We start from the raw sequence: 18,933 nt of genomic DNA, 5'->3' as shown, positions 1-18,933 counted from the left end.
GGGTTTCTGATGAGTCGACGGCTGGGCTTCAGCCTGTCCGCAGCACTTCTGGCGACGGTCGTCGTCACGACGCCGGCACACGCGGCCACCACTGACCTCGGTGGTCTGGACGGCGGCACGTGGCACTCCGCGCAGGCGATCAACGACGCGGGCGTGGTGGTCGGCAGATCCCGTGCCGACGGCAAGCCCGAGCGCGGGGTGAAGTACGACGGTCTGCCCGCGGAGGTGGCCGGGCCCGCAGGACTGGAGACCAGGCTGGCGTCCATCAACAACAGCGGTGTGATGGCGGGCAGCAGCTTCGAGCCGTGGGTGAGCAGCCGGGCCACCCGGTTCAACCCGGACGGCACGTACCAGGTGCTCGACTTGTACCCCGGCTACGCCCGCGCGGCCGGCGTGGCGATCGACGACAACGGCACCGTCTACGGAGTCGTGACCGACGACAACAACCCGCAGCTCCCGGTGAAGTGGGACGCTACCGGCGCGCTCACCAGGCTGCCCCTGCCCAGCGGGATGAACTGGGGCCTGGTGACCGGCGCGTCGAACGGCTACGCGGTCGGGTACGTCCTGGGTGGCTTCATCACCAGGGCGGTTCGCTGGAACCCCGACGGCACGGTGACCGAGCTCGCCGACCTGGACGGCGGCAACACCAGCTACGCCCGGGCTGTGAACCGGCACGGTGAGGTCGTCGGCGAGGCCTACACCAAGAACAACTACGGTGTGGCCGGCGTACGCTGGGACATCGACGGCAAGATCGTCACGATGTACGGCCACGGCAACACCCACCCGCGCGGCATCAACGACCACGGTGTGGCGGTCGGCTTCACCACCGTCACGACGTCGGACAACTTCCCGAAGCGCTGGGACGCCGACGGCACCGAGACCGACCTCGGCCGACCGGACGGCGCGCGCAAGGCCGAAGCCGTCAGCATCAACAACAACGGCGTGATCGTCGGCTACACCGGCGAGTACTACTCGCCGCTGACTGCCGTGAAGTGGGACTAGAAAGCAGCATCGCGGAGCTGGCGGCGCGAGGTCACGCCGAGCTTGCCGAACACCTTGCGCAGGTGCCATTCCACCGTGCGCGGGCTGATGAACAGGCGGGTTCCGATCTCCGGGTTCGAGTAGCCCTCGCGCGCCAGCCTCGCGATCTGGTACTCCTGCGCGGTCAGCTCGTCGGTGGGCTCGGCGCTGCGCTTGCGAGCGGTCTCACCGGTGGCCTGCAGTTCTCGCCAGGCCCTCTCGGCGAACGTCGGCATGCCACACGCCGTCAGCATCTCGTGGGCCGTGCGCAAGTGGTCGCGGGCCTCAACGCGTTGGCCTTCTCGGCGCAGCCATTCGCCGTACAGCAGGTGTGCGCGTGCCAGCTCAGTGCGCAAACCGGTGCCCGCGAAGTGGCCGATGGAGTCGCGGAAGCCGGCGGAGTCCCCGTTCAACCCGCGCAGCCGTGCCTTGATGCCCGACGACCACCCGGTGTCGACCCAGGCTTCTGAACGCTCCAGCGCTTCCGCGACCAAGGCGGCATCACCCGTGCGCGAGGCGGCCTCGGCCAGTTCCGAGGTCGCCAAGCACGTGTAGACCAGGGAGTCGCCGACGCGGAGGGCGGCGTCGCGGGCCAGGTCGTGGCGGCCGAGTCCGTTGTGGAGGATCGCGAGCGTCCAGTCCGCGATGGTGGCCAGCCGTCCCTGCCCGTCGGCACGTGCTTGCGCGCCGGCGGCAGTCGCCAGATCCTCACCCCGGTACGCGGCCTGCAGCAGGACGGCGTAGGAGACCGGTGGTGTGCCGGTGACCTCGGAGATCCGCTGGTCCTCCTCGATCAACGCCTGCGCGGCCGCGGGTTCGCCGGCCAGGAGTTCGTTGTCCGCCAAGAAGTTCAGCGCGAACTGCAGCTGGACCAACGCGCCCGCGTCACGGGACAGGCGGACCTGCTGTCCGGCGAACGCACGCCGCGTCTCGAAGTCCCACATCTCCGTCGCGATGATCCCGCCCGCGCGGTTGCCGAAGAGCCACGGCAGGCGGCTGACGTCCTCGGCACCGACCTTCAGCGCCCGCACCTCGTCCAGCGCGCGGGCCATGTGCGGTACGGATTCCGCGTAGCCCGCGGTGATGCGGGTCGCCAGAGCTTCGAGCACCAGGTCCAGAGCACACGGCGGAGTGCGCGCCGGGGGAGCCGTTCGAGCCGCGTCTGCCAGCGGTGAACCGGCCCAGATGGCCGCCGACAACGCCTCCAGGTGCGTTTCACGAGCGAGGTCGCGGTTGAACGGGGTCAGCCGGCGAGCGGCGCTGAACAGCAGGGGAGCGGCCTCGGCGACCCGGCGCTGGTCGAACGCGATGTGCCCGCGCAGGTGCTCGATCTCGGCACTGCGGCGCTCGTCCGGCGGACCGGCCTCGACTGCGGAAAGCAGCCGCAACGACGCGTCCAACGCACCCGCGTCGCGCTTGGCACGGGCGGCGGCGAGCTCACGGTCGGCGCGGCGGCCCGGTTCCGGGGTGAGGACGGCGGCCTGTTCGAGGAACGCGGCGGCGGCCAGCAGACCACCACGGGCCTGCGCTCGTGAAGCCGTGTTCTCCAGATCCCCGGCGACTTCTTCGTCCGGTGAGGTGGTGGCCTGGGCCCGGTGCCACGCACGGCGGTCCGGGTCGATCGCCGCGTCCGTCACGTCGGCCAGCGCCCGGTGCACGCGCTGCCGGTCCACAGTGGACGCAGACCGGTACACGGCCGACCGCACCAGCGGATGCCGGAACTGGACCCGAGCGCCGAACTCGATCAGCCCGGTTCCCACCGCTGCGGCGGCCGGGTCGGCGCCGAGCCCGAGCAGCCCGGCCGCACGCCACAACAGCGTCGCGTCACCGAGCGGTTCCGCGGCGGCGGTGAGCAACAGCTGCCGTGTGTCCAGCGGCAGCGATTCGATCTGCCGGACGAAGCTCTGCTCGATCCGGCTGGTCAGCGGCCCAGGATCCAGCCCGTCGGCCACCTCGCGCGGCAGTTCCAGCAACGCGAGCGGGTTGCCGCGGGCCTCGGCGACGATCCGGTCGCGCACCCGCCCGTCCACCGGCCCCTTGATCACCGACTCCAGCAACGCGCGGGCGTCCGCGTCGTCCAGGCCGCGCACGAACAGCTCCGGCAGCCCGTCGAGGTAGTCGTTGCTCTCGCGCAGCACGAAGACCAGCGCGATCCGTTCGGCCAGCAGCCTGCGCGCGACGAACCCGAGCACCGCGGACGACATCGAGTCGAGCCACTGCGCGTCGTCGACCAGGCACACCAGCGGCTGCTCGTCGGCGACCTCGGCGAGCAGCGTCAGCACCGCCAGACCCACCATGAACCGCGTCGGCCGAGGCCCGGCGGCCATCCCGAACGCGGTGCCCAGGGCCTCGCGCTGGGGTGCGGGCAGCTTGTCGAGCCGGTCGAGGAACGGCACGCACAGCTGGTGCAGGCCCGCGTACGGGAACGCGCTCTCCGCCTCGACGCCTGCGGCTCGGGTGACCCGGAACCCAGCAGCCCGCGCCGACACGTGGTCGAGCAGCGCGGTCTTGCCGATCCCGGCCTCGCCCCGCAGCACCAGCACCTGGCCCGTACCCGACCTGGCCTGCGTCAACAGGCGGTCCAGCTGCTCGCCCTCTGTGCGTCTGCCCAGGAGATCGTCCGACACGGGTCCGAGCCTACGTGCCGGGGATCGACCAGGGGGTTCCACGGGTTCGAAGCACCCCCTGGCGGGAGCAATCTCGAGTTACCGAAACGAAGGAGACGAACTCAGATGGACTTCAAGTTCGAGGTGGCGGTCATCCCGGTCAGCGACGTCGACCGCGCGATCCACTTCTACAAGACGCTGGGCTGGCGGTTCGACGCCGAGTTCGCGAACGACGAGGGCTACCGCCTCACCCAGCTCACCCCGCCCGGCTCGCCCGCGTCGATCATCTTCGGCAGCGGCGTCACGAACGCGGCACCGGGCAGCGCCGAGGGCCTGCACCTGATCGTCGACGACATCGTGGCCGCCCGTGAGGACCTGATCGGCCGCGGTGTCGAGGTCAGCGAGATCTTCCACGACAAGACCGGCGTCTTCCACCACGCGGGGACCGAGGGCCGGGTCGACGGTCCTGCCTCCGACCGCGCCAGCTACGGCTCGTTCGCCTCGTTCAGCGACCCCGACGGCAACGGCTGGGTGTTGCAGGAGGTCACGACGCGCCTTCCGGGACGTGTGTGAACGTGAACAACTACGACGTCATCGTCATCGGCGGCGGATCACCCGGCGAGCACTTCGCCGCCGCCGTCGCCGACGGAGGACTCCGTGTCGCGATCGTCGAGCGCGAACTGCTCGGTGGCGAATGCTCGTTCTGGGCGTGCATCCCGTCCAAGACGTTGCTCAGGCCCGGCGAGGCAGTGGCGGCAGCGCAGGACGTTCCCGGTGCGCGTGAGGCGATCAGCGGGCCGATCGACGTCGAGGCGGCGTTGGCGTGGCGGGACTTCATGGTCTCGTCCTACGACGATGCGGGCGGCGAGAAGTGGGCCCGGGACGCCGGGATCGACGTACTGCGCGGAGACGGCCGGATCGCCGGCCCGAACACCGTCGCGGTCGGCGACCAGACCTACACGGCCGACCACATCGTGCTCGCGACGGGCTCCGAAGCGTTCATCCCGCCGATTCCCGGCTTGCGCGACCTGGACGTGTGGACGAACCGCGAGGCCACCGGCGTCAAGGAGATCCCCGGCAGGCTGCTGATCCTCGGCGGCGGACCGGTGGGTGTCGAGATGGCGCAGGCGTTCCAGCGGCTCGGGTCCGAGGTCGCGCTGGTCGAGGGCGCGGACCGGTTGCTGCCCCGCGAACCGGAGGCGGTCGGCCGGGCACTCGGTGAAGCGCTGACCGGAGTGGAGCTGTACCTCGGCCGCCACGTCACCAAAGCCGGGTACGACAACAACGAGTACGTGCTCGACCTCGAGGACGGCACCCAGTTGCGCGGCGACAAGCTCCTCGTCGCCACCGGCAGGCGTCCGCGGGTCAACGGCATCGGGCTCGAAACCGTTGGCATCGAACCGAATCCGCACGGCCTGGAAACCGACGAGCGGATGAACGTGGCTCCCGGGATCTGGGCGGTCGGCGACGTCACGGGCCAGTGGAACCTGACCCACGCCGGCAAGTACCAGGGCCGAGTCGCCGCCGCGAACATCCTCGGCACGCCGTCCGAAGTGGACTACAGCGCCGTCCCGCGAGTCGTGTTCACCGACCCGCAGGTCGCCGCGGTCGGTGCAGCAGAAGGAAAGTACACCGCAACCGCCCACCTGTCCGGCGTCGCGCGAACGGCCACCTACACCCGTGAGTACGCCACGCGGCCCGGCTTCCTGACCCTCGTCTCCGACGGCGAAGTCCTCACGGGCGCCTCCGCCATCGGCCCCGAGGCAGGCGAGTGGCTCCAGCAGGCCACCCTCGCGATCCGCGCGAAGGTCCCGCTGTCCGTGCTGCTCGACGTCATCCAACCGTTTCCCACCTTCTCCGAGGCGTTCCTCAACGGCCTCCGCGACCTGGCAGAGGAAGTAGCGAAATGAACCAGCCAAAAGATCTCACTGCGATCGACATGAAGCTCGAAGTGACCGTCATCGGCGTCACGGACGTCGAGCGCGCCAAGGAGTTCTACAGCCACCTGGGCTGGAGGCTCGACGTCACCCCGCCGTGGGTCGTGCAGTTCACCCCGAACGGCTCCAACGCGTCCATCCACTTCGGTGAGGGCGTCACGACCGCCGCACCCGGTTCGGGCCGGCACTTCCTGATCGTGAACGACATCGTCGAGACGCACGAGGCGTTGCTCGCCGCCGGCGTCAAGGTCGGCCCGGTCTACCACGGTGGTCCGGACGGCCCGGTCGAGGGCGTGGACCCGGAGCGCCGCAGCTACTTCTCGCGCGCCGAGTTCGCCGACCCGGACGGCAACCTGTGGATCCTGCAGGAGGTCACGACCCGCCTGCCCGGACGCGTCGACGCCGACGACACGACCTACGCGTCGATCACCGACCTGGCTTCGGCGTTGCGCCGCGCGGCGTTGGCCCACGGCGAGCACGAGAAGCGCAACGGCGGCGCGTTCGACGAGAACTGGCCCGACTGGTACGCCGAGTACCTGGTCAAGGAGCAGACGGGCCAGGAGCTGCCGCTGTAGTTCTGGACGGAAGCGCTGCGCGGAACGCCGACGAGAGCCGGTGTTCCGCGCGCTTCGTCGTCGGGAGACATCGGGTGGCCGCCCTAGGGGTCGTCCCTGATGTGGGCGGCCGCCGGCGCGACATACCTTCTGCGGCAAGCGAGGGAGGCCGCGATGAAGGCGATCGTCCAGGACAGATACGGCTCGGCGGACGTGTTGGAGCTGCGTGAGGTCGAACGGCCGGTGCCGGCCGCCGGTGAGGTGCTCGTGCGGGTGCGGGCGTCGTCGGTGAACGCCGCCGACTGGCACATCATGCGCGGAGACCCGTACTTCGCGCGGTTGTTCCTGGGGCTGCGCGGGCCGAAGTCGCGGATCCGCGGTATGGACTTCGCGGGTGTGATCGAGTCGGCCGGGGCCGGCGTGAACGGGTTGCTGCGAGTGGGGGACGAGGTGTTCGGCGAGGTCTCGGGGTCCTTCGCCGAGTACGTGCGGGTGCCGGCGCACCTGGTGGAGCGCAAGCCGTCGAACCTGTCGTTCGAGCAGACGGCGACGCTGCCGCTGGCGGGCAACACGGCGTGGATGGGGCTGCGGGAGTTGCAGGCCGGGCAGAAGGTGCTGATCAACGGCGCGTCCGGCGGGGTGGGGCTGATGGCGGTGCAGATCGCCAAGGCGCGCAAGGCCGTCGTGACCGGGGTGTGCTCCACGCGCAACGTCGAGCAGGTGCGGTCGGCGGGTGCGGATCATGTGATCGATTACAAGGCCGAGGACTTCACGCACGGTTCCGAGCGTTACGACATGGTCTTCGACCTGGTGGGGAACAGGTCGATGAGCTCGTTGCGCAGCGTGCTGACGCCGGACGGGACGCTGGTGCTGTCCGGGGGAGGCACGTTCACCGGCGGGGTGTTGTTCGGCCCTTACCGGTTGATGGTTCAGGCCAAGCTGATCCGGTCGTTCACCCGGCAGCGGCTCGTGGTGCTGGAAGCCAAGCCCAGCAAGGAGAACCTGGCCGCGTTGCGCGACCTCGCCGAGTCCGGGGAACTGGTGCCGGTGATCGAGCGGACCTATCCGCTGACCGACGCGCCCGACGCGATCCGGCACGTCGAACTGGAGCACGCCCGCGCGAAGGTCGTCGTCACGGCCTGACGCCGGAAATTGCGTGGCGTTGCCGGGGGTGCAGGGGCGACGATCCGCGCATGGTCGAGGTTCGCGTCAGCGGTGGAATGGTTCGGGGCGCTATGGAATCGGGTGTCGCGGTGTTCCGCGGCATCCCGTTCGCCGCGGCTCCGGTGGGTGCGCTGCGGTTCGCCGCACCCCGGCCGGCTGCCGCGTGGGAGGGCGTCCGGGACGCCTCGGAGTTCGGTCCACCGCCACCGCAAGCCGGGTTCTTCGGGATGGACGGCATGGGCGTGGCCGGGCACGACTGGCTGACCGTGAACGTCTGGTCGCCCGACGTTTCCGGTGATCTGCCGGTCATGGTGTGGATCCAGGGCGGCGCCTACGCGGTAGGCATGTCCGGTCTGCCCGAGTACGACGGCACTCGGCTGGCGTTGGACGGGGTCGTGCTGGTCACGTTCAACTACCGCGTGGGGATCGAGGGATTCGCGCAGATCGAGGGCGCTCCTGCCAACCGCGGCCTGCTCGATCAGGTCGCCGCGCTGGAGTGGGTGAGCGCTGACATCCGGGCGTTCGGCGGGGATCCGGCGCGTGTGACGATCTTCGGCCAGTCCGCCGGTGGTGGCTCGGTCGCGGCACTGCTGGCGATGCCGCGGGCGGCTGGGCTGTTCCACCGGGCGATCGCGAGCAGCGTGCCCGGCACGTTCTTCACGCCGGAGCTGGCCGCCGACATCGCTGCCACGTGCGCCGCCGAACTCGGTCTGCGTCCGACGGTCGAGGATCTGTCCACTGTGGAACCGGAGTTGCTGCCGTCCGCCGGGGACGAGGTGATGGCCAAGATCGGGCAGTTCGCCGGCCGCTGGGGGCAGGCCGCGCACAAGCAGATCCCGTTCGCCCCGGTCGTCGACGGCGACGTGCTGCCGGTCTCGCCGTGGCAGGCGGTGGCTTCGGGTTCGGCGCGGGACGTCGAGCTGATCGCCGGGCACACGCGTCACGAGCAGCGGTTGCTGTCGGTGCTGGAAGGCTTGGTGGGCAACGTGACCGCCGACCAGGCGGCGGAGGCGCTGGAGGTGTTCGCGCCCGGCCTCGCGTATCCGGACCTGGCGCCGGGGGAGCTGTTCGAGCTGGTGTGCTCGGACTGGCTGTTCCGGATGCCGTCGCTGCACCTGGCGGAAGCCCAGGTGGCGGCGGGCGGCCGGGCGCACGTCTACGTGGTGGCGTGGGAGCCGACGGAGATCTTCCGCGCGTGCCACGGCATGGACGTGCCCATGGTGTTCGGCAACATCGACCGGGGCCAGGCGGCCGCGGTGCTCGGCGAGATCACGCCGGTGGCGTGGGAGGTGTCCGGGCGGATGCGGGCGGCGTGGTCGGGGTTCGCGATCGACGGCGATCCGGGCTGGCCTGCGTACGGCGCTGACCGCCAGACGCGGGTGTTCGACGTCGAGGATGCCGTGACCGCATACCCGGAGGAGGTATCGCGGCAGCTCTGGGAGGGCCGCTCGTTCGAGCCGCTCCCGTTGCTCTGACGGCGGGAATACCTGCCGCCGGACGGCGTTGTACGCGTCCGGAAGGGAGGCTCGGATGTACGACTTCGGTCAGGTCTCGGAGGACCGCTGGGTCACCGCGACGCATTTGTTCGACGACGGGCACGTGGAGAGCGCGGCGGACAAGTGGGAACGCGCACAACTGCTGTTCGAGGCCCGTGACTACGCCAAGGCCGCGCAGCTGCTCGCGGAGGTCGTCGGGGAAGTGCCCTTCCAGACGGATCTCTGCCTGCTGCTGGCCCGCGCCTACTACCACTCGGCGCAGCTGGGCAAGGCCGAGGCGCAGCTGCGCGTGATCGTGGACCGCGACCCGGTCGAGCACTACGCCCACCTGCTGCTCGGGCGCACGCTGGAGCGGCAGGGCCGGCCCGACGAGGCCGCGCCCTGGCTCCGGCTGGCCGCCGCGTTCGGTGGCGGCCTAGCCGACGTCTAGCTTGGCGAACGAGCGCAGGATCCCTGGCGCGACCCGGCTCGCGAGACGTGCCGCCTTCGCCTCGACCGTCACCGGCACCACCGGGCGGTTGCGGCGGACGGCGCGCACGATCTCGCTCGCCACTCCCTCAGGACCGAAGCCGCGCCTGGCGTAGATGCGGGTCGCGCGGTCCTGCTTGCGACTCTGCTCCTCGGCGCTGACACCCGAGAACGTCGTGGTGGCCGTGATGTTCGTGTTCACCAGCCCGGGACAGATGGCGCTGACACCGATGGCGTGCGGGGCGAGCTCGGCCCGCAGGCAGTCCGAGAGCATGAACACCGCGGCCTTGCTCGTCGCGTAGGCGGAGAGGATCTTCGACGGCAGGTAGGCCGCCGCCGAGGACAGGTTCACGATGTGCCCGCCCTCGCCGCGCTCGACCATCAGCTCCCCGAACGCGCGGCAGCCGTGCACGACACCCCACAGGTTGACGTCCAGCACCCGCTGCCACTGCTCCGTCGAGGTCGACAGGAACGACCCGGAGTGGCCGATACCGGCGTTGTTCACGACCACATCCGGCACGCCGTGCTCGTCCGCGACCTGCAGGGCCCAGGCCCGCACGGCGTCTTCGGAGCGCACGTCCACCTCGTAGGCGTGGCCGTCGGTCAGTTCCGCGGTCTCCTTTGCTGCAGCGAAGTCCACATCGGACACCACGACCTTCGCGCCGGCCTCGGCGAACGCCACCGCCGTCGCCCTGCCGATTCCGCTGCCACCACCGGTGATCACGACGAGCTCGCGCGGGGGAGTGGTGTCCGCGATGAACTCGCTGATCATGCGGGCGAGCTGCGCGGGGTGGCTGAGCGGTGCCCAGTGTCCCGCGGCGATCCTGCGACGGCGCAGTGACGGCACCCAGCGCTCCAGGTCGAGCGGCCGCGTGTCGACGTAGCGGTCGCGGGTCGGCTGGATCACCTGTACCGGCATGGGCGCGAGCCGATGCCGCGGCGACCGCATCACCGGCCGGATGTTGGCCCGGTACAACGAGATTCCGCGCACGGCATCGCGGGTGATCGTACTCGCGGGCTTGACCTCGACGCCCTCCAGCCGCTTCAGCACGCCACCCCAGCGCGGGCCGAGGTAGAGCCGCCAGAACAGCGGCGCGAGCACCGGCAGGTGGAACGCGCCGATGTACCACGACCGGAAGAACTGCCGGATGTGAGCGATCGACAAGCCTTTGCGCGACCAGTGACCCATGTGGTCGAGCGACGGTCCGGAGATCGAGGTGAACGTGGCGATCCGCGCGCCGGGCGTGGTCACGGCCTCCCACGACTGGATCGAGCCCCAGTCGTGACCGACGAGGTGCACCGGCTCGTCCGGGCTCACCGCGTCGATCACCGCGAACAGGTCGTTCGCGAGATGTTCGAGCCGATAACCGTCCTCAGCGGACGGCGGCGTCGACTCGCCCGCGCCGCGCACGTCGTAGGTGACGACCCGGAAGTCCTTCTCCAGCAACGTCGCCACCCGGTCCCACACGGCGTGCGTGTCGGGATATCCGTGGACGAGCACGACCGCGGGCCCGGACGTGCCGCGCACCTGCACGGCGAGGTCGACTTCTCCGGAACGCACCTTCACAGTTCCTCCAGCACCAGTCGGTCACCGGTTGGCCTGTCCACGCAGATCCGCACACCGCCGACGTCGCACGTGCCGCAGAACCCCTGCCGGCACGAGTAGGCGACGGACGGCCGGAAGTCCCTGATGACGTCGAGCGCGGACCGATCAGCGGGCACGTCGAGGGATACCCCGCTGCGGCGCAGTTCGACCGTGAACGGCCGGCCGTCGACGACCGGGGGCGGGCTGAAGCGCTCGAAGTGCAGCCATCGCGAGGAGAACTCGGTGCGCACCTGGCCGAGCATCGACGCCGGACCACAGCAGTAGACCGCGCCACGCGGGTGGGCGTCGCCGAGCAGCGGCCCGCCGCGGCCGATCCGGATGTCGACCCGCCCGATCGGCAGTTCGTCGAGGAACGGCATGGCTTTCGTCGACCGCCCGCAGTAGACGAGGCGCCAGTCCAGGCCTCGCCCGGCCGCCGCGTGGACCATCGGCAGGATCGGCGTGATCCCGATGCCACCCGCCACGAACACGATCGGCCCGAGACCGGCGAACGGGAACGCGTTGCGCGGCCCGCGCACCTGGATCCGGTCGCCCACCCGCAGCGCCTGGACCTCGCGTGATCCCGCACCGACCTCGCGCACCGCGATCCGGTAGGTGCTCTCCGCCGGATCGCCGCACAACGAGTACTGGCGCCGGAGCCCGCTCGGCAGGTGCAGGTCGATGTGGCAACCGGGCTGCCAGGCGGGCAACGTCGCGCCGCCGAACCGCAGGCTCACCACGCCGTCCGCGACTTGTGAGCGTTCGACAACGTTGAGCCACAAGGAATCCCGGGCAGTTCCCGGACGTGTTCGCCCACCGAATCGCGTGACCGCGGCGTCGTAGAAGTCGCCGAACTTCGTGAGGCCGCTCAGCATCAGTGCGCCTCGCGAGCGGCAGGCGACGCCGCCAAGTAGGCGATGGCCTGCGACGTCGAGCCTTCCTGCTTCGGGTGGTAGGCGGGGTGGAAGTACCGCAGGAACGCCCGGAAGATCTCCGACAGCTTCGGCAGCAACCCGCGCCGCCCGGCCCGCATCGCCTCACGCCACGTCAACCGCACCCGAGTCGTCTTGTCGGCGTGCACCATGAACCGCGCACCCCGCACCCACAGCCAGAACAACACCGGCGCGACCAGCAGCATCGTCCGCGCCCGCCGCACATACCGGCGATCGAGGTGACACATCAGGTCGTAAGCCACACTGCGGTGCTCGACCTCCTCAGCCGCATGCCACCGCAACAGATCCAGCATCACGGGGTGGATCCCGGCCCGGTCGAGCGCGTCGGCGTTCAACATCCAGTCGCCCAGATACGCCGTGAAGTGCTCCACAGCCGCCACGATCGCGACCCGCTCGATCAACTGCTCGCGCGCCTGCTCCTCGGTCAACCCCGGCTTCGGCCCGAGGATCCGCCGGAACACGTGCTCCATCTGCCGCGTGAACGGCCGCGGGTCCAGCCCGTTGGCGAGCAGGTGGTCGAGCACCTCGCTGTGCGCCTCGGCGTGCATCGCCTCCTGCCCGATGAAGCCGAGCACGTCCTCGCGCAACGTGTCGTCCGAGATCATGGGCACGACCTGCTGGAACGTCCGCACGAACCACCGCTCGCCCTCCGGCAGCAGCAGGTGCAGGACGTTCATGACGTGCGTGGCCACCGGCTCGTCCGGGACCCAGTGCATCGGCAGTGTCGACCAGTCGAACTGCACGTCACGCGGCTGCAGAACGAGGTTGTCCGGCTCCATCGCGCTCCTCCGACAATTACTACGCCCGCGTAGCTTTGTGAAAGCTACGCCACCGTAGCAATATGGACCCGTGAGCACAACGCGTCGCAAGTACGCCCGCCGCCTGCCGCCCGAACAGCGCCGCGAGCAGCTGCTGGACGCCGCCCTGAGCCTGATTCCGGCAGGGTTCGACTCGGTGACGATGGAATCCGTCGCCAAACAGGCCCAGGTGACGAAACCCGTCCTCTACGACCTCTTCGCCAACCGCGCCGAACTGATCAGCGCCCTGCTCGAACGCGAGGCGGGCCGAGCCACCGAGCAGGTCATCGCCGCCCTCCCCACCGACTTCGCCACGCGCTCCCCGGACGACGCCTTCGCCGACGCCGTCCGCGTCTTCGTGAACGCCGTCGTCGAAGCCCCGGACCGCTGGCGCCTGGTGCTCCTCCCGCCCGAGGGCACGCCCCACGAGTTCCGCGCCCAGGTGGAACTGGTCCGCGCGGGCGTCCTGGCCCAGATCGAGGACCTGGCCGCGCTGGGCCTCAAGGAGCTGGGCGGCCTGGACGACCTCGACTCGGACCTGCTGGGCCACGCGATGCTCGCCCTGGCCGAGATGTCGGGCCGGCTCGTCCTCACCGACCCGGAGAAGTTCACGCCGGACCGCTTGGTGGCCTTCGTGTCCCGGATCGCCCACGGGCTGCGCTGAGCACCGTCCTCGGATTCACTCTCGCCGCCGCCGAGCCCAGAAGCAGATCGCCTGAGCTCAGCCCGTCCGCGTCCGGACGTGCGTGAGCAACGCAAGCCCCGTCGGCTCACGGCCGATCGACACGTCACACCCCGGCAGCAGTGCGCGAACGGCGGCTTCGTCGCGCTCGATCAGCTGCCACTCCATCAGATACTCCAACGGCCACCGGAACGGGTTGCCCACCCCGGTGCTGGAGAAGTAGAACGTGCCGCCCGGCCGGCACAGCCGAGTCAGCACGGCCTCGGTCAACCGGACGGCCGCGCGGTCGTTGAGGTAGTCGTACAGCCCGTTCACCAGCACCAGGTCGAACGGCCCGAGCTCCGCCAACGGTCCCAGAGCGCGGAAGATGTTGCCTGGCACCGCGGTGGTGAAGTTGTTGAGCAGCCCGAGCCGCTTCTGGGCCAGCTCCAGTGCGTCCGGGTCGACGTCGGTCAGCACGAACCGGTCACCGGGCCGGACGATGCCGGGCGGGATGGTCCGCAGGTCGGGTGCCGCTCCGGACGCGATGATCAGCACCGAGCGCGGGCCGTTGCGCGGCGCGGTCAGCACGTCGCTGATCAGCCGGGCCTGGTGCATGACCCGGTTGCGCTGCTGCTGGGTGATCGCCGAGCTCTGCAGGCTGGCCTCGACGTGCCAGCCGAGCGTGCCCGGCGCGGCTCCGTTGGCCTGGGCCAGGACGTGTTCGACGAGCTTGTAGTCGCTCGGGTAGCCGCGAGCCCATTCCTGTTCGTCGCGCATGAAAGGTGAACGTGCGCATGCCGACCGGGCGGGCTGGACGATCGCGGCGATGTCCTCGTCCGGCACTCCCGCGAGCACGCTGGCGCCGATCTGCGTGCCGAGGGTGCGGAAGCGGCCGCCGACCAGCATGTGCGTGGCGGGATCGGTGAGGTTGAACTCCTTCTCACTGCGGAGGAACCCGTCGACGGCGTCGTTCAGCCGGTGCAGGGCGTCCATGCTTTGCGGGAGCACTGTCATCGAACACTTCCTCGCTGCGGCAACGGTTCCAGAGCCTGGCAGCCGGCGCCGCCGACCGACAGAGGCTTTCGGGTAATACGGGGACAACCCTGCCCGCAGTTCACGGGTTGCCCTCGTGGTTTCGATCAGTGGGAACGAGAACGCTGAAAGCCACTCGAGAGGAGAAGACGATGGAGTGGCTGAACGAGCTCGCCTCGTGGGCGTGGGCACGGCACCACAACGAGCTCAGCTGGTACATCCGGCCGTTGTTCCTGCTGCCGTTCGCGTACTTCAGCTACAAGCGCAGTGGTTGGGGCATCGCGCTCACGCTGGTCGCGCTGGCGACGAGCATGGCGTGGTTCCCGGCACCGGAGCACCCGACGCCGGGTGCGATCCAGTTCCTCGCCGACGAGCGCGAGTACCTGCTGGGGGAGTGGGGGCTCGCGAAGATCGCGATGGCTCTCCTCGTGCCGTTGATGCTGGTATCGCTGGGCGCCGCGGTGTGGCGGCGGTCGATGGTCTGGGCGTTGGTCGTGATCAACGCCGGTGGGATCTTCAAGATCGCGTGGTCGTTCGCGGTGAGCGACACCGAGAGCGCGATGCGACTCTTCTACCCGGCGGCGGCCGGACTCGTCGTGGTGAACGCGGTCCTGTTGTTCATGTGGCGGCGCAGGCGGGTCGGGCACGTGGTTCCATCGGCGCATGCGGGTAGCACTGGCTGACGACGCGGCGCTGTTCCGAGAGGGTGTCGCGCGGCTGCTCACCGACGCGGGATTCGAGGTGGTGGCGAAGGCCGGCGACGCGGCCGAGCTCCTGGCTCGGGTGCACGCCGACCCGCCGGACGTCGTGGTCGTCGACATCCGGATGCCACCCGGCTTCACCACCGAGGGCCTCGACGCGGCGCGGGAGATCCGCGAGACGCACCCGGAGATCGGGGTTCTGGTGCTGTCAGCGCATGTCGAGCCGCACTACGCGTTGCAGCTGCTGGACACCAACGCTCGTGGTGCCGGGTATCTCCTCAAGGACCGGGTCACCGACCTCGCCGAACTCTCCGACGCCGTGCGCAGGGTCGCCGCGGGCGGGCTGGTGATCGATCCCGGCGTGGTGGCGACGCTGGTGGGACGGCAGCGGGTCGACGACCCGCTGAAGTCGTTGTCGGAACGGGAACGCGAGGTGCTCGCCGTGATGGCCGAGGGACGGTCGAACCAGGCGATCTGCGAGCGGTTGTTCCTGAGCCCGAAGACGGTCGAGGCGTACGTGCGGTCGGTGTTCACCAAGCTCGGGCTGCGGCAGGGACCCGACGACAACCGGCGGGTGCTCGCCGTGCTCGCCTACCTGCGCCGATGAGAGTCCTCTGGCTGGGCACCGGGTTCCTCGCCCTGGCCGCGCTGGTCTGGGGCGGCTACGAGGTGCCGGTGCCCGCGGTCGTGCTCAACCTCGCGGTGGGCCTGTCGTTCATCGGCGCCGGGGTCGAGGCGGCGGACCGGCGGCCGGACAGCTTCTCCGGACAGCTGATGATCGCGGTCGGGCTGGCGTGGTTCGTGCGACTGGCCGGGGCGATCGAGAACGACGTCGCGTTCGCCGTCGGGGTCGCGACCAAGACGCTCTACCTGGCGGTGCTCGGGCACCTGCTGGTCACCTATCCGTCCGGGCGGATCACAAGTCGTTGGCAGCGCGTGGTTGTGAGCGTTGCCTATGGGCTCACCGTGCCGGTCAACGTCGGCTACCTGCTGGTCGCGCCGCTCGACGGGCCGCAGAACATCGTGGTGATCCGCGAGGTCCAGGCGCGCGGGATTCCGACGGTCGCGGTGGTCGTGATGATCAGCGGGATCGCGCTGTTCGGTGCCCTGCTGGCGCGGATGATCACGCGCTGGCTGCGGTCGGGCAGCGTGGGCCGGCGCGATCTCGGGCCGGTGGTGTGGGGTGGCGCGGCGATCGTGCTGACCACGGTCGTGACCTACCTGGCGGCCTTGGCCGGGTTGCCGCCGGCCGTGCAGGTGCCGCTGCAGTGGTCGACCGAGGCGGTGCTGGTCGGGTGGCCGTTGGCGTTGCTCTACGGGCTGGTGCGGGCGCGGCTGGACCGGTCGGCGGTGGGGGAGCTGGCTGTGTCGCTGGGCGCTGGGCTGCCGGGTGATCTGCGGTCGGTGTTAGCGCGAACATTGCACGACCCGACGCTGGAGATCGTCTACGGCGAGGTGGCGCCGACGTCCCGTGGCGTGACCTACCTCGAAGCGGGCGGGACGCGGCTGGCGGCGCTCGTGCACGATCCGGCGCTCGATCCCGGGTTCGTGCGGGCGGTCGCGGCGAGCGCGGCTCTGGCCGTGCAGAACGAACTGCGGGCGCGGCGCATCGTGGAGGCCGCGGACGAGGCCCGGCGTCAGGTCGAACGCGACCTGCACGACGGCGCGCAGCAGCGGCTGGTCTCGGTGCTGCTGACCTTGAGGCTGGCCGAGATCTCGCCCGAACTGCTCGCCGCTGCCCGCGAGGAGCTGGCCAGGGCACTGGACGAACTGCGTGAGCTGGCGCGGGGCATCTACCCGGTGCTGCTGACCGATGCCGGACTCGGCCCGGCGCTGCTGTCGCTCGTCGAACGGTCCGCGGTCCCGGCGGTGCTCGTGGGTGTGCCCGAGGAGCGGTTGTCGCCGGTCGCGGAACGGACCTGCTACTTCGTCGTCGCGGAAGCGCTCACGAACGCGGCCAAGTACTCGCGAGCCCGTGAGGTGAAGATCGAGATCATCAGCTCGAACGGGCTGGTCACGGTCGATGTCAGCGATAACGGAGTCGGTGGCGTCTCCGAGCTGCGCGGGCTGGACGACCGGGTCGCGGCGCTGGGCGGACGGCTCGCGGTGAACTCACCGGTGGGTGAGGGGACGACGGTGCGGGCGGAGTTCAGCGACCCGCGGCGATGACCGCGTCCGCGATCGCCTGATGGCCCGCGGGCGTGGGGTGCACGTCGCCCTGGTCGCAGTAGTGGGTGAGCGCGCACACCTCGGCGACCGGTGACGGGATCTCGCCGTACTTCGGGTCCTGGGTCAGGTCGGTCAGCGCGCCATAGCCACCGGTCCTGCTGGTGACGTCGACGTAGCTGGCGCCGAACTTGGCGTACTCGGCGGCGATCTCGCCGTTGAAGTCCTCGTACAGCTTGACCGACGCGCGGGCGACGTCCTCGCCGTTCGAGAACTCCGGGTTGACCCACGCACCGAGGAACACGTCCGGATAGGACAGTCCGACGATCTTCACGTCCGGCGCCGCCTCGCGCATCTTCGTGAGCATGGTGCCGATGTTGTTCCTGGTGTCGGTGGCCGCCGCGGTGGCGCAGCTGCCGGGGTCCTCGGCCACCGCGCACGGCTCCAGCAGGTCGTTGGCGCCGATCACCATCGTGACCAGGCCGACCTCGCCGGTGCGCAACGCGTCGACGGTCGCGTCGACCTGGGTCCTGCCCTCCGTCTCGGGTCCACACGCGGGCTGGGTGAGGAGGTCGGCGGAGGTGGCGCCGTTGCAGGCCAGGTTGACCAGGTGCAGGTTCTCCTGCCGGGCCACGATCTGCGCGAAGCTCTCGCCGGGGCCGTTCGGTCCGTAGCCCGTGGCGTAGGAGTCGCCGAGCGAGACGTACGTGAGCTGCCCGGGCTGCTTGACGCTCTCGGTGTCAGGAGCCACGGCGGGCAGGACCGCGGTGCACGCGGTCAGCATCAGCAGTGCCGCCACCGGGACCACGACCAGGGCAAACCTCGGCACGCGGGCTCCTTCTCATTCGACACCGATGGGTCGAGGGTACGGAACCGGCGGTGAGAGTGCTGTCAGCCCACCGCGGCCACGGCCTCCGCGATGGCCTGGTGGCCTGCCGGAGTCGGGTGCACGTCGGTGCGGTCGCAGAAGTATGTGAGCGTGCACACCTTGGCGACCGAGGACGGGATTTGGCCGTATTTCGGGTCCTGGGTGAGCTCGGCCAGGTCGCTGTAGGCGCCGGTCGTCCTGGTGACGTCGGCGAACCTGGCGCCGAACTTCGCGTACTCGGCCGCGATCGTGGTGTTGAAGTCCTGGAACATCGTGACCGACAGACGGGCGATGTTCTTCCCGTTGGGGAAGGACGGGTTCACCCAGGCGCCGAGGAACACGTCCGGGTAGGTCAGCCCGACGATCTTGACGTCCGGCGCGGCCTCCCGCAGGCGGGTGAGCGTGGCGGCGACGTTGGTCCTGATGTCGGCGACGGTCCTGGACGCGCACTGCACCGGGTCCTGGGCCACCGCGCACGGCACCAGGTCGTTGCCGCCGACCACGACGGTGACCAGCCCGGTGTTCTTGCCGCGCAACGCCTCGACGGCCGCGTCGAGCTGGGTCCTGCCGGCCGCCTCCGGCCCGCACGCGGGCTTGGTGGCGAGGTCGGCGGAGGTGGCGCCGTTGCAGGCCAGGTTGAGGAGCTTGAGATCGGACTTCTTCGCGACGATCTGGGCGAAGCTCTCACCGGGTCCGCCCGGCGCGAGGCCCGTCGCGTAGGAGTCGCCGATCGACACGTAGACCTGCTGCTGAGCTGGTGGCTGTGTGCTGCTCGACGTAGGTGCCGGCGCGGGTGCGGGCGGGGGCGAGGTGCACGCGGCCAGCGCCGTGAGCAGCGCCACGACCAGGGCAAACCTCGGCACATCTGCTCCTTCTGGCTGGAAGAGGGATGTGCCGAGGCTACGAAACCGCCCGTGAGGGT

The 18,933-nt window shown here is 70.2% G+C and carries 18 protein-coding genes; 11 read left to right on the top strand and 7 right to left on the bottom strand.

Annotated elements, in window-relative coordinates; all coding sequences use genetic code 11:
• Window positions 1-9 precede the first annotated feature (9 nt).
• On the top strand, window positions 10-1,002 hold the full coding sequence (locus UK23_RS05040) for a hypothetical protein (RefSeq protein WP_045310162.1): 993 nt from the start codon (window positions 10-12) through the stop codon (window positions 1,000-1,002).
• On the opposite strand, the gene UK23_RS05035 is transcribed toward UK23_RS05040, so the two are convergent.
• Entirely contained in the window at window positions 999-3,647 is a 2,649-nt protein-coding gene (locus tag UK23_RS05035) for an ATP-binding protein (protein ID WP_045310161.1), read from the bottom strand. The genes UK23_RS05040 and UK23_RS05035 overlap by 4 nt on opposite strands.
• Before the next feature lie 105 nt (window positions 3,648-3,752).
• Between UK23_RS05035 and UK23_RS05030 the strand changes: the two genes are divergently transcribed.
• The 6 genes from UK23_RS05030 to UK23_RS05005 all read left to right on the top strand — a co-directional run bounded on the left by UK23_RS05030 (window position 3,753) and on the right by UK23_RS05005 (window position 9,207).
• A complete protein-coding gene (locus tag UK23_RS05030) occupies window positions 3,753-4,199 on the top strand; it encodes a VOC family protein (RefSeq protein WP_045310160.1) in 447 nt (148 codons plus the stop codon).
• Window positions 4,200-4,201: 2 nt separating this feature from the next.
• Window positions 4,202-5,536 (top strand): dihydrolipoyl dehydrogenase family protein, encoded by a 1,335-nt coding sequence (locus tag UK23_RS05025; RefSeq protein ID WP_231114380.1) that lies wholly within the window; start codon window positions 4,202-4,204, stop codon window positions 5,534-5,536.
• 29 nt (window positions 5,537-5,565) lie between these two features.
• Entirely contained in the window at window positions 5,566-6,138 is a 573-nt protein-coding gene (locus UK23_RS05020) for a VOC family protein (RefSeq protein ID WP_231114379.1), read from the top strand.
• A gap of 153 nt (window positions 6,139-6,291) precedes the next feature.
• On the top strand, window positions 6,292-7,260 hold the full coding sequence (locus UK23_RS05015) for an NAD(P)-dependent alcohol dehydrogenase (RefSeq protein WP_045310157.1): 969 nt from the start codon (window positions 6,292-6,294) through the stop codon (window positions 7,258-7,260).
• A gap of 50 nt (window positions 7,261-7,310) precedes the next feature.
• Window positions 7,311-8,756, top strand: coding sequence for a carboxylesterase/lipase family protein (locus UK23_RS05010; protein WP_045310156.1), 1,446 nt, complete (start codon window positions 7,311-7,313; stop codon window positions 8,754-8,756).
• Between the two features lie 55 nt (window positions 8,757-8,811).
• Window positions 8,812-9,207: a tetratricopeptide repeat protein gene (locus UK23_RS05005; protein ID WP_045310155.1), complete on the top strand. Its 396-nt coding sequence runs from the start codon at window positions 8,812-8,814 to the stop codon at window positions 9,205-9,207.
• Here the strand turns inward: UK23_RS05005 and UK23_RS05000 are convergent.
• The 3 genes from UK23_RS05000 to UK23_RS04990 are packed head-to-tail and all read right to left on the bottom strand — an operon-like array spanning window position 9,193 to window position 12,562.
• A complete protein-coding gene (locus tag UK23_RS05000) occupies window positions 9,193-10,806 on the bottom strand; it encodes an SDR family oxidoreductase (protein ID WP_231114377.1) in 1,614 nt (537 codons plus the stop codon). The genes UK23_RS05005 and UK23_RS05000 overlap by 15 nt on opposite strands.
• Before the next feature lie 2 nt (window positions 10,807-10,808).
• A complete protein-coding gene (locus tag UK23_RS04995; protein WP_045310153.1) occupies window positions 10,809-11,705 on the bottom strand; it encodes a PDR/VanB family oxidoreductase in 897 nt (298 codons plus the stop codon).
• On the bottom strand, window positions 11,705-12,562 hold the full coding sequence (locus UK23_RS04990; protein WP_045310152.1) for a metal-dependent hydrolase: 858 nt from the start codon (window positions 12,560-12,562) through the stop codon (window positions 11,705-11,707). The genes UK23_RS04995 and UK23_RS04990 overlap by 1 nt, the downstream gene beginning before the upstream one ends.
• A 70-nt stretch (window positions 12,563-12,632) precedes the next feature.
• On the opposite strand from UK23_RS04990, the gene UK23_RS04985 reads away from it, so the two are divergent.
• Complete coding sequence (locus tag UK23_RS04985; protein WP_045310151.1) at window positions 12,633-13,244, top strand: TetR/AcrR family transcriptional regulator; 612 nt, start codon at window positions 12,633-12,635, stop codon at window positions 13,242-13,244.
• A 57-nt stretch (window positions 13,245-13,301) separates the two neighbouring features.
• Here UK23_RS04985 and UK23_RS04980 read toward each other — a convergent pair whose 3' ends face one another.
• Window positions 13,302-14,258 (bottom strand): class I SAM-dependent methyltransferase, encoded by a 957-nt coding sequence (locus tag UK23_RS04980; RefSeq protein ID WP_156212791.1) that lies wholly within the window; start codon window positions 14,256-14,258, stop codon window positions 13,302-13,304.
• Between the two features lie 170 nt (window positions 14,259-14,428).
• Here UK23_RS04980 and UK23_RS04975 point away from each other — a divergent pair, with 170 nt between their 5' ends.
• From UK23_RS04975 to UK23_RS04965, 3 genes are read left to right on the top strand one after another with little or no spacing between them, the layout of a single operon-like run.
• Entirely contained in the window at window positions 14,429-14,959 is a 531-nt protein-coding gene (locus tag UK23_RS04975; protein ID WP_052684365.1) for a hypothetical protein, read from the top strand.
• Window positions 14,940-15,584: a response regulator transcription factor gene (locus UK23_RS04970; protein WP_045310149.1), complete on the top strand. Its 645-nt coding sequence runs from the start codon at window positions 14,940-14,942 to the stop codon at window positions 15,582-15,584. Before UK23_RS04975 ends, UK23_RS04970 begins: the two co-directional genes overlap by 20 nt.
• A complete protein-coding gene (locus tag UK23_RS04965; protein ID WP_045310148.1) occupies window positions 15,581-17,146 on the top strand; it encodes a sensor histidine kinase in 1,566 nt (521 codons plus the stop codon). The genes UK23_RS04970 and UK23_RS04965 overlap by 4 nt, the downstream gene beginning before the upstream one ends.
• Here UK23_RS04965 and UK23_RS04960 read toward each other — a convergent pair.
• Entirely contained in the window at window positions 17,127-17,972 is an 846-nt protein-coding gene (locus UK23_RS04960) for an SGNH/GDSL hydrolase family protein (RefSeq protein ID WP_156212789.1), read from the bottom strand. The genes UK23_RS04965 and UK23_RS04960 overlap by 20 nt on opposite strands.
• A 62-nt stretch (window positions 17,973-18,034) precedes the next feature.
• The gene (locus UK23_RS04955) at window positions 18,035-18,874 is read right to left on the bottom strand and encodes an SGNH/GDSL hydrolase family protein (protein WP_082114410.1); all 840 of its coding nucleotides are present in this window, start codon (window positions 18,872-18,874) and stop codon (window positions 18,035-18,037) included.
• Window positions 18,875-18,933 lie beyond the last annotated feature (59 nt).

This window comes from Lentzea aerocolonigenes (assembly GCF_000955955.1).
In the GTDB taxonomy this organism is placed as follows: Bacteria; Actinomycetota; Actinomycetes; order Mycobacteriales; family Pseudonocardiaceae; genus Lentzea; species Lentzea aerocolonigenes_A.
Note: the sequence above shows the minus strand (reverse complement) of the source record. Positions and strands in the feature narration are given on the sequence as shown.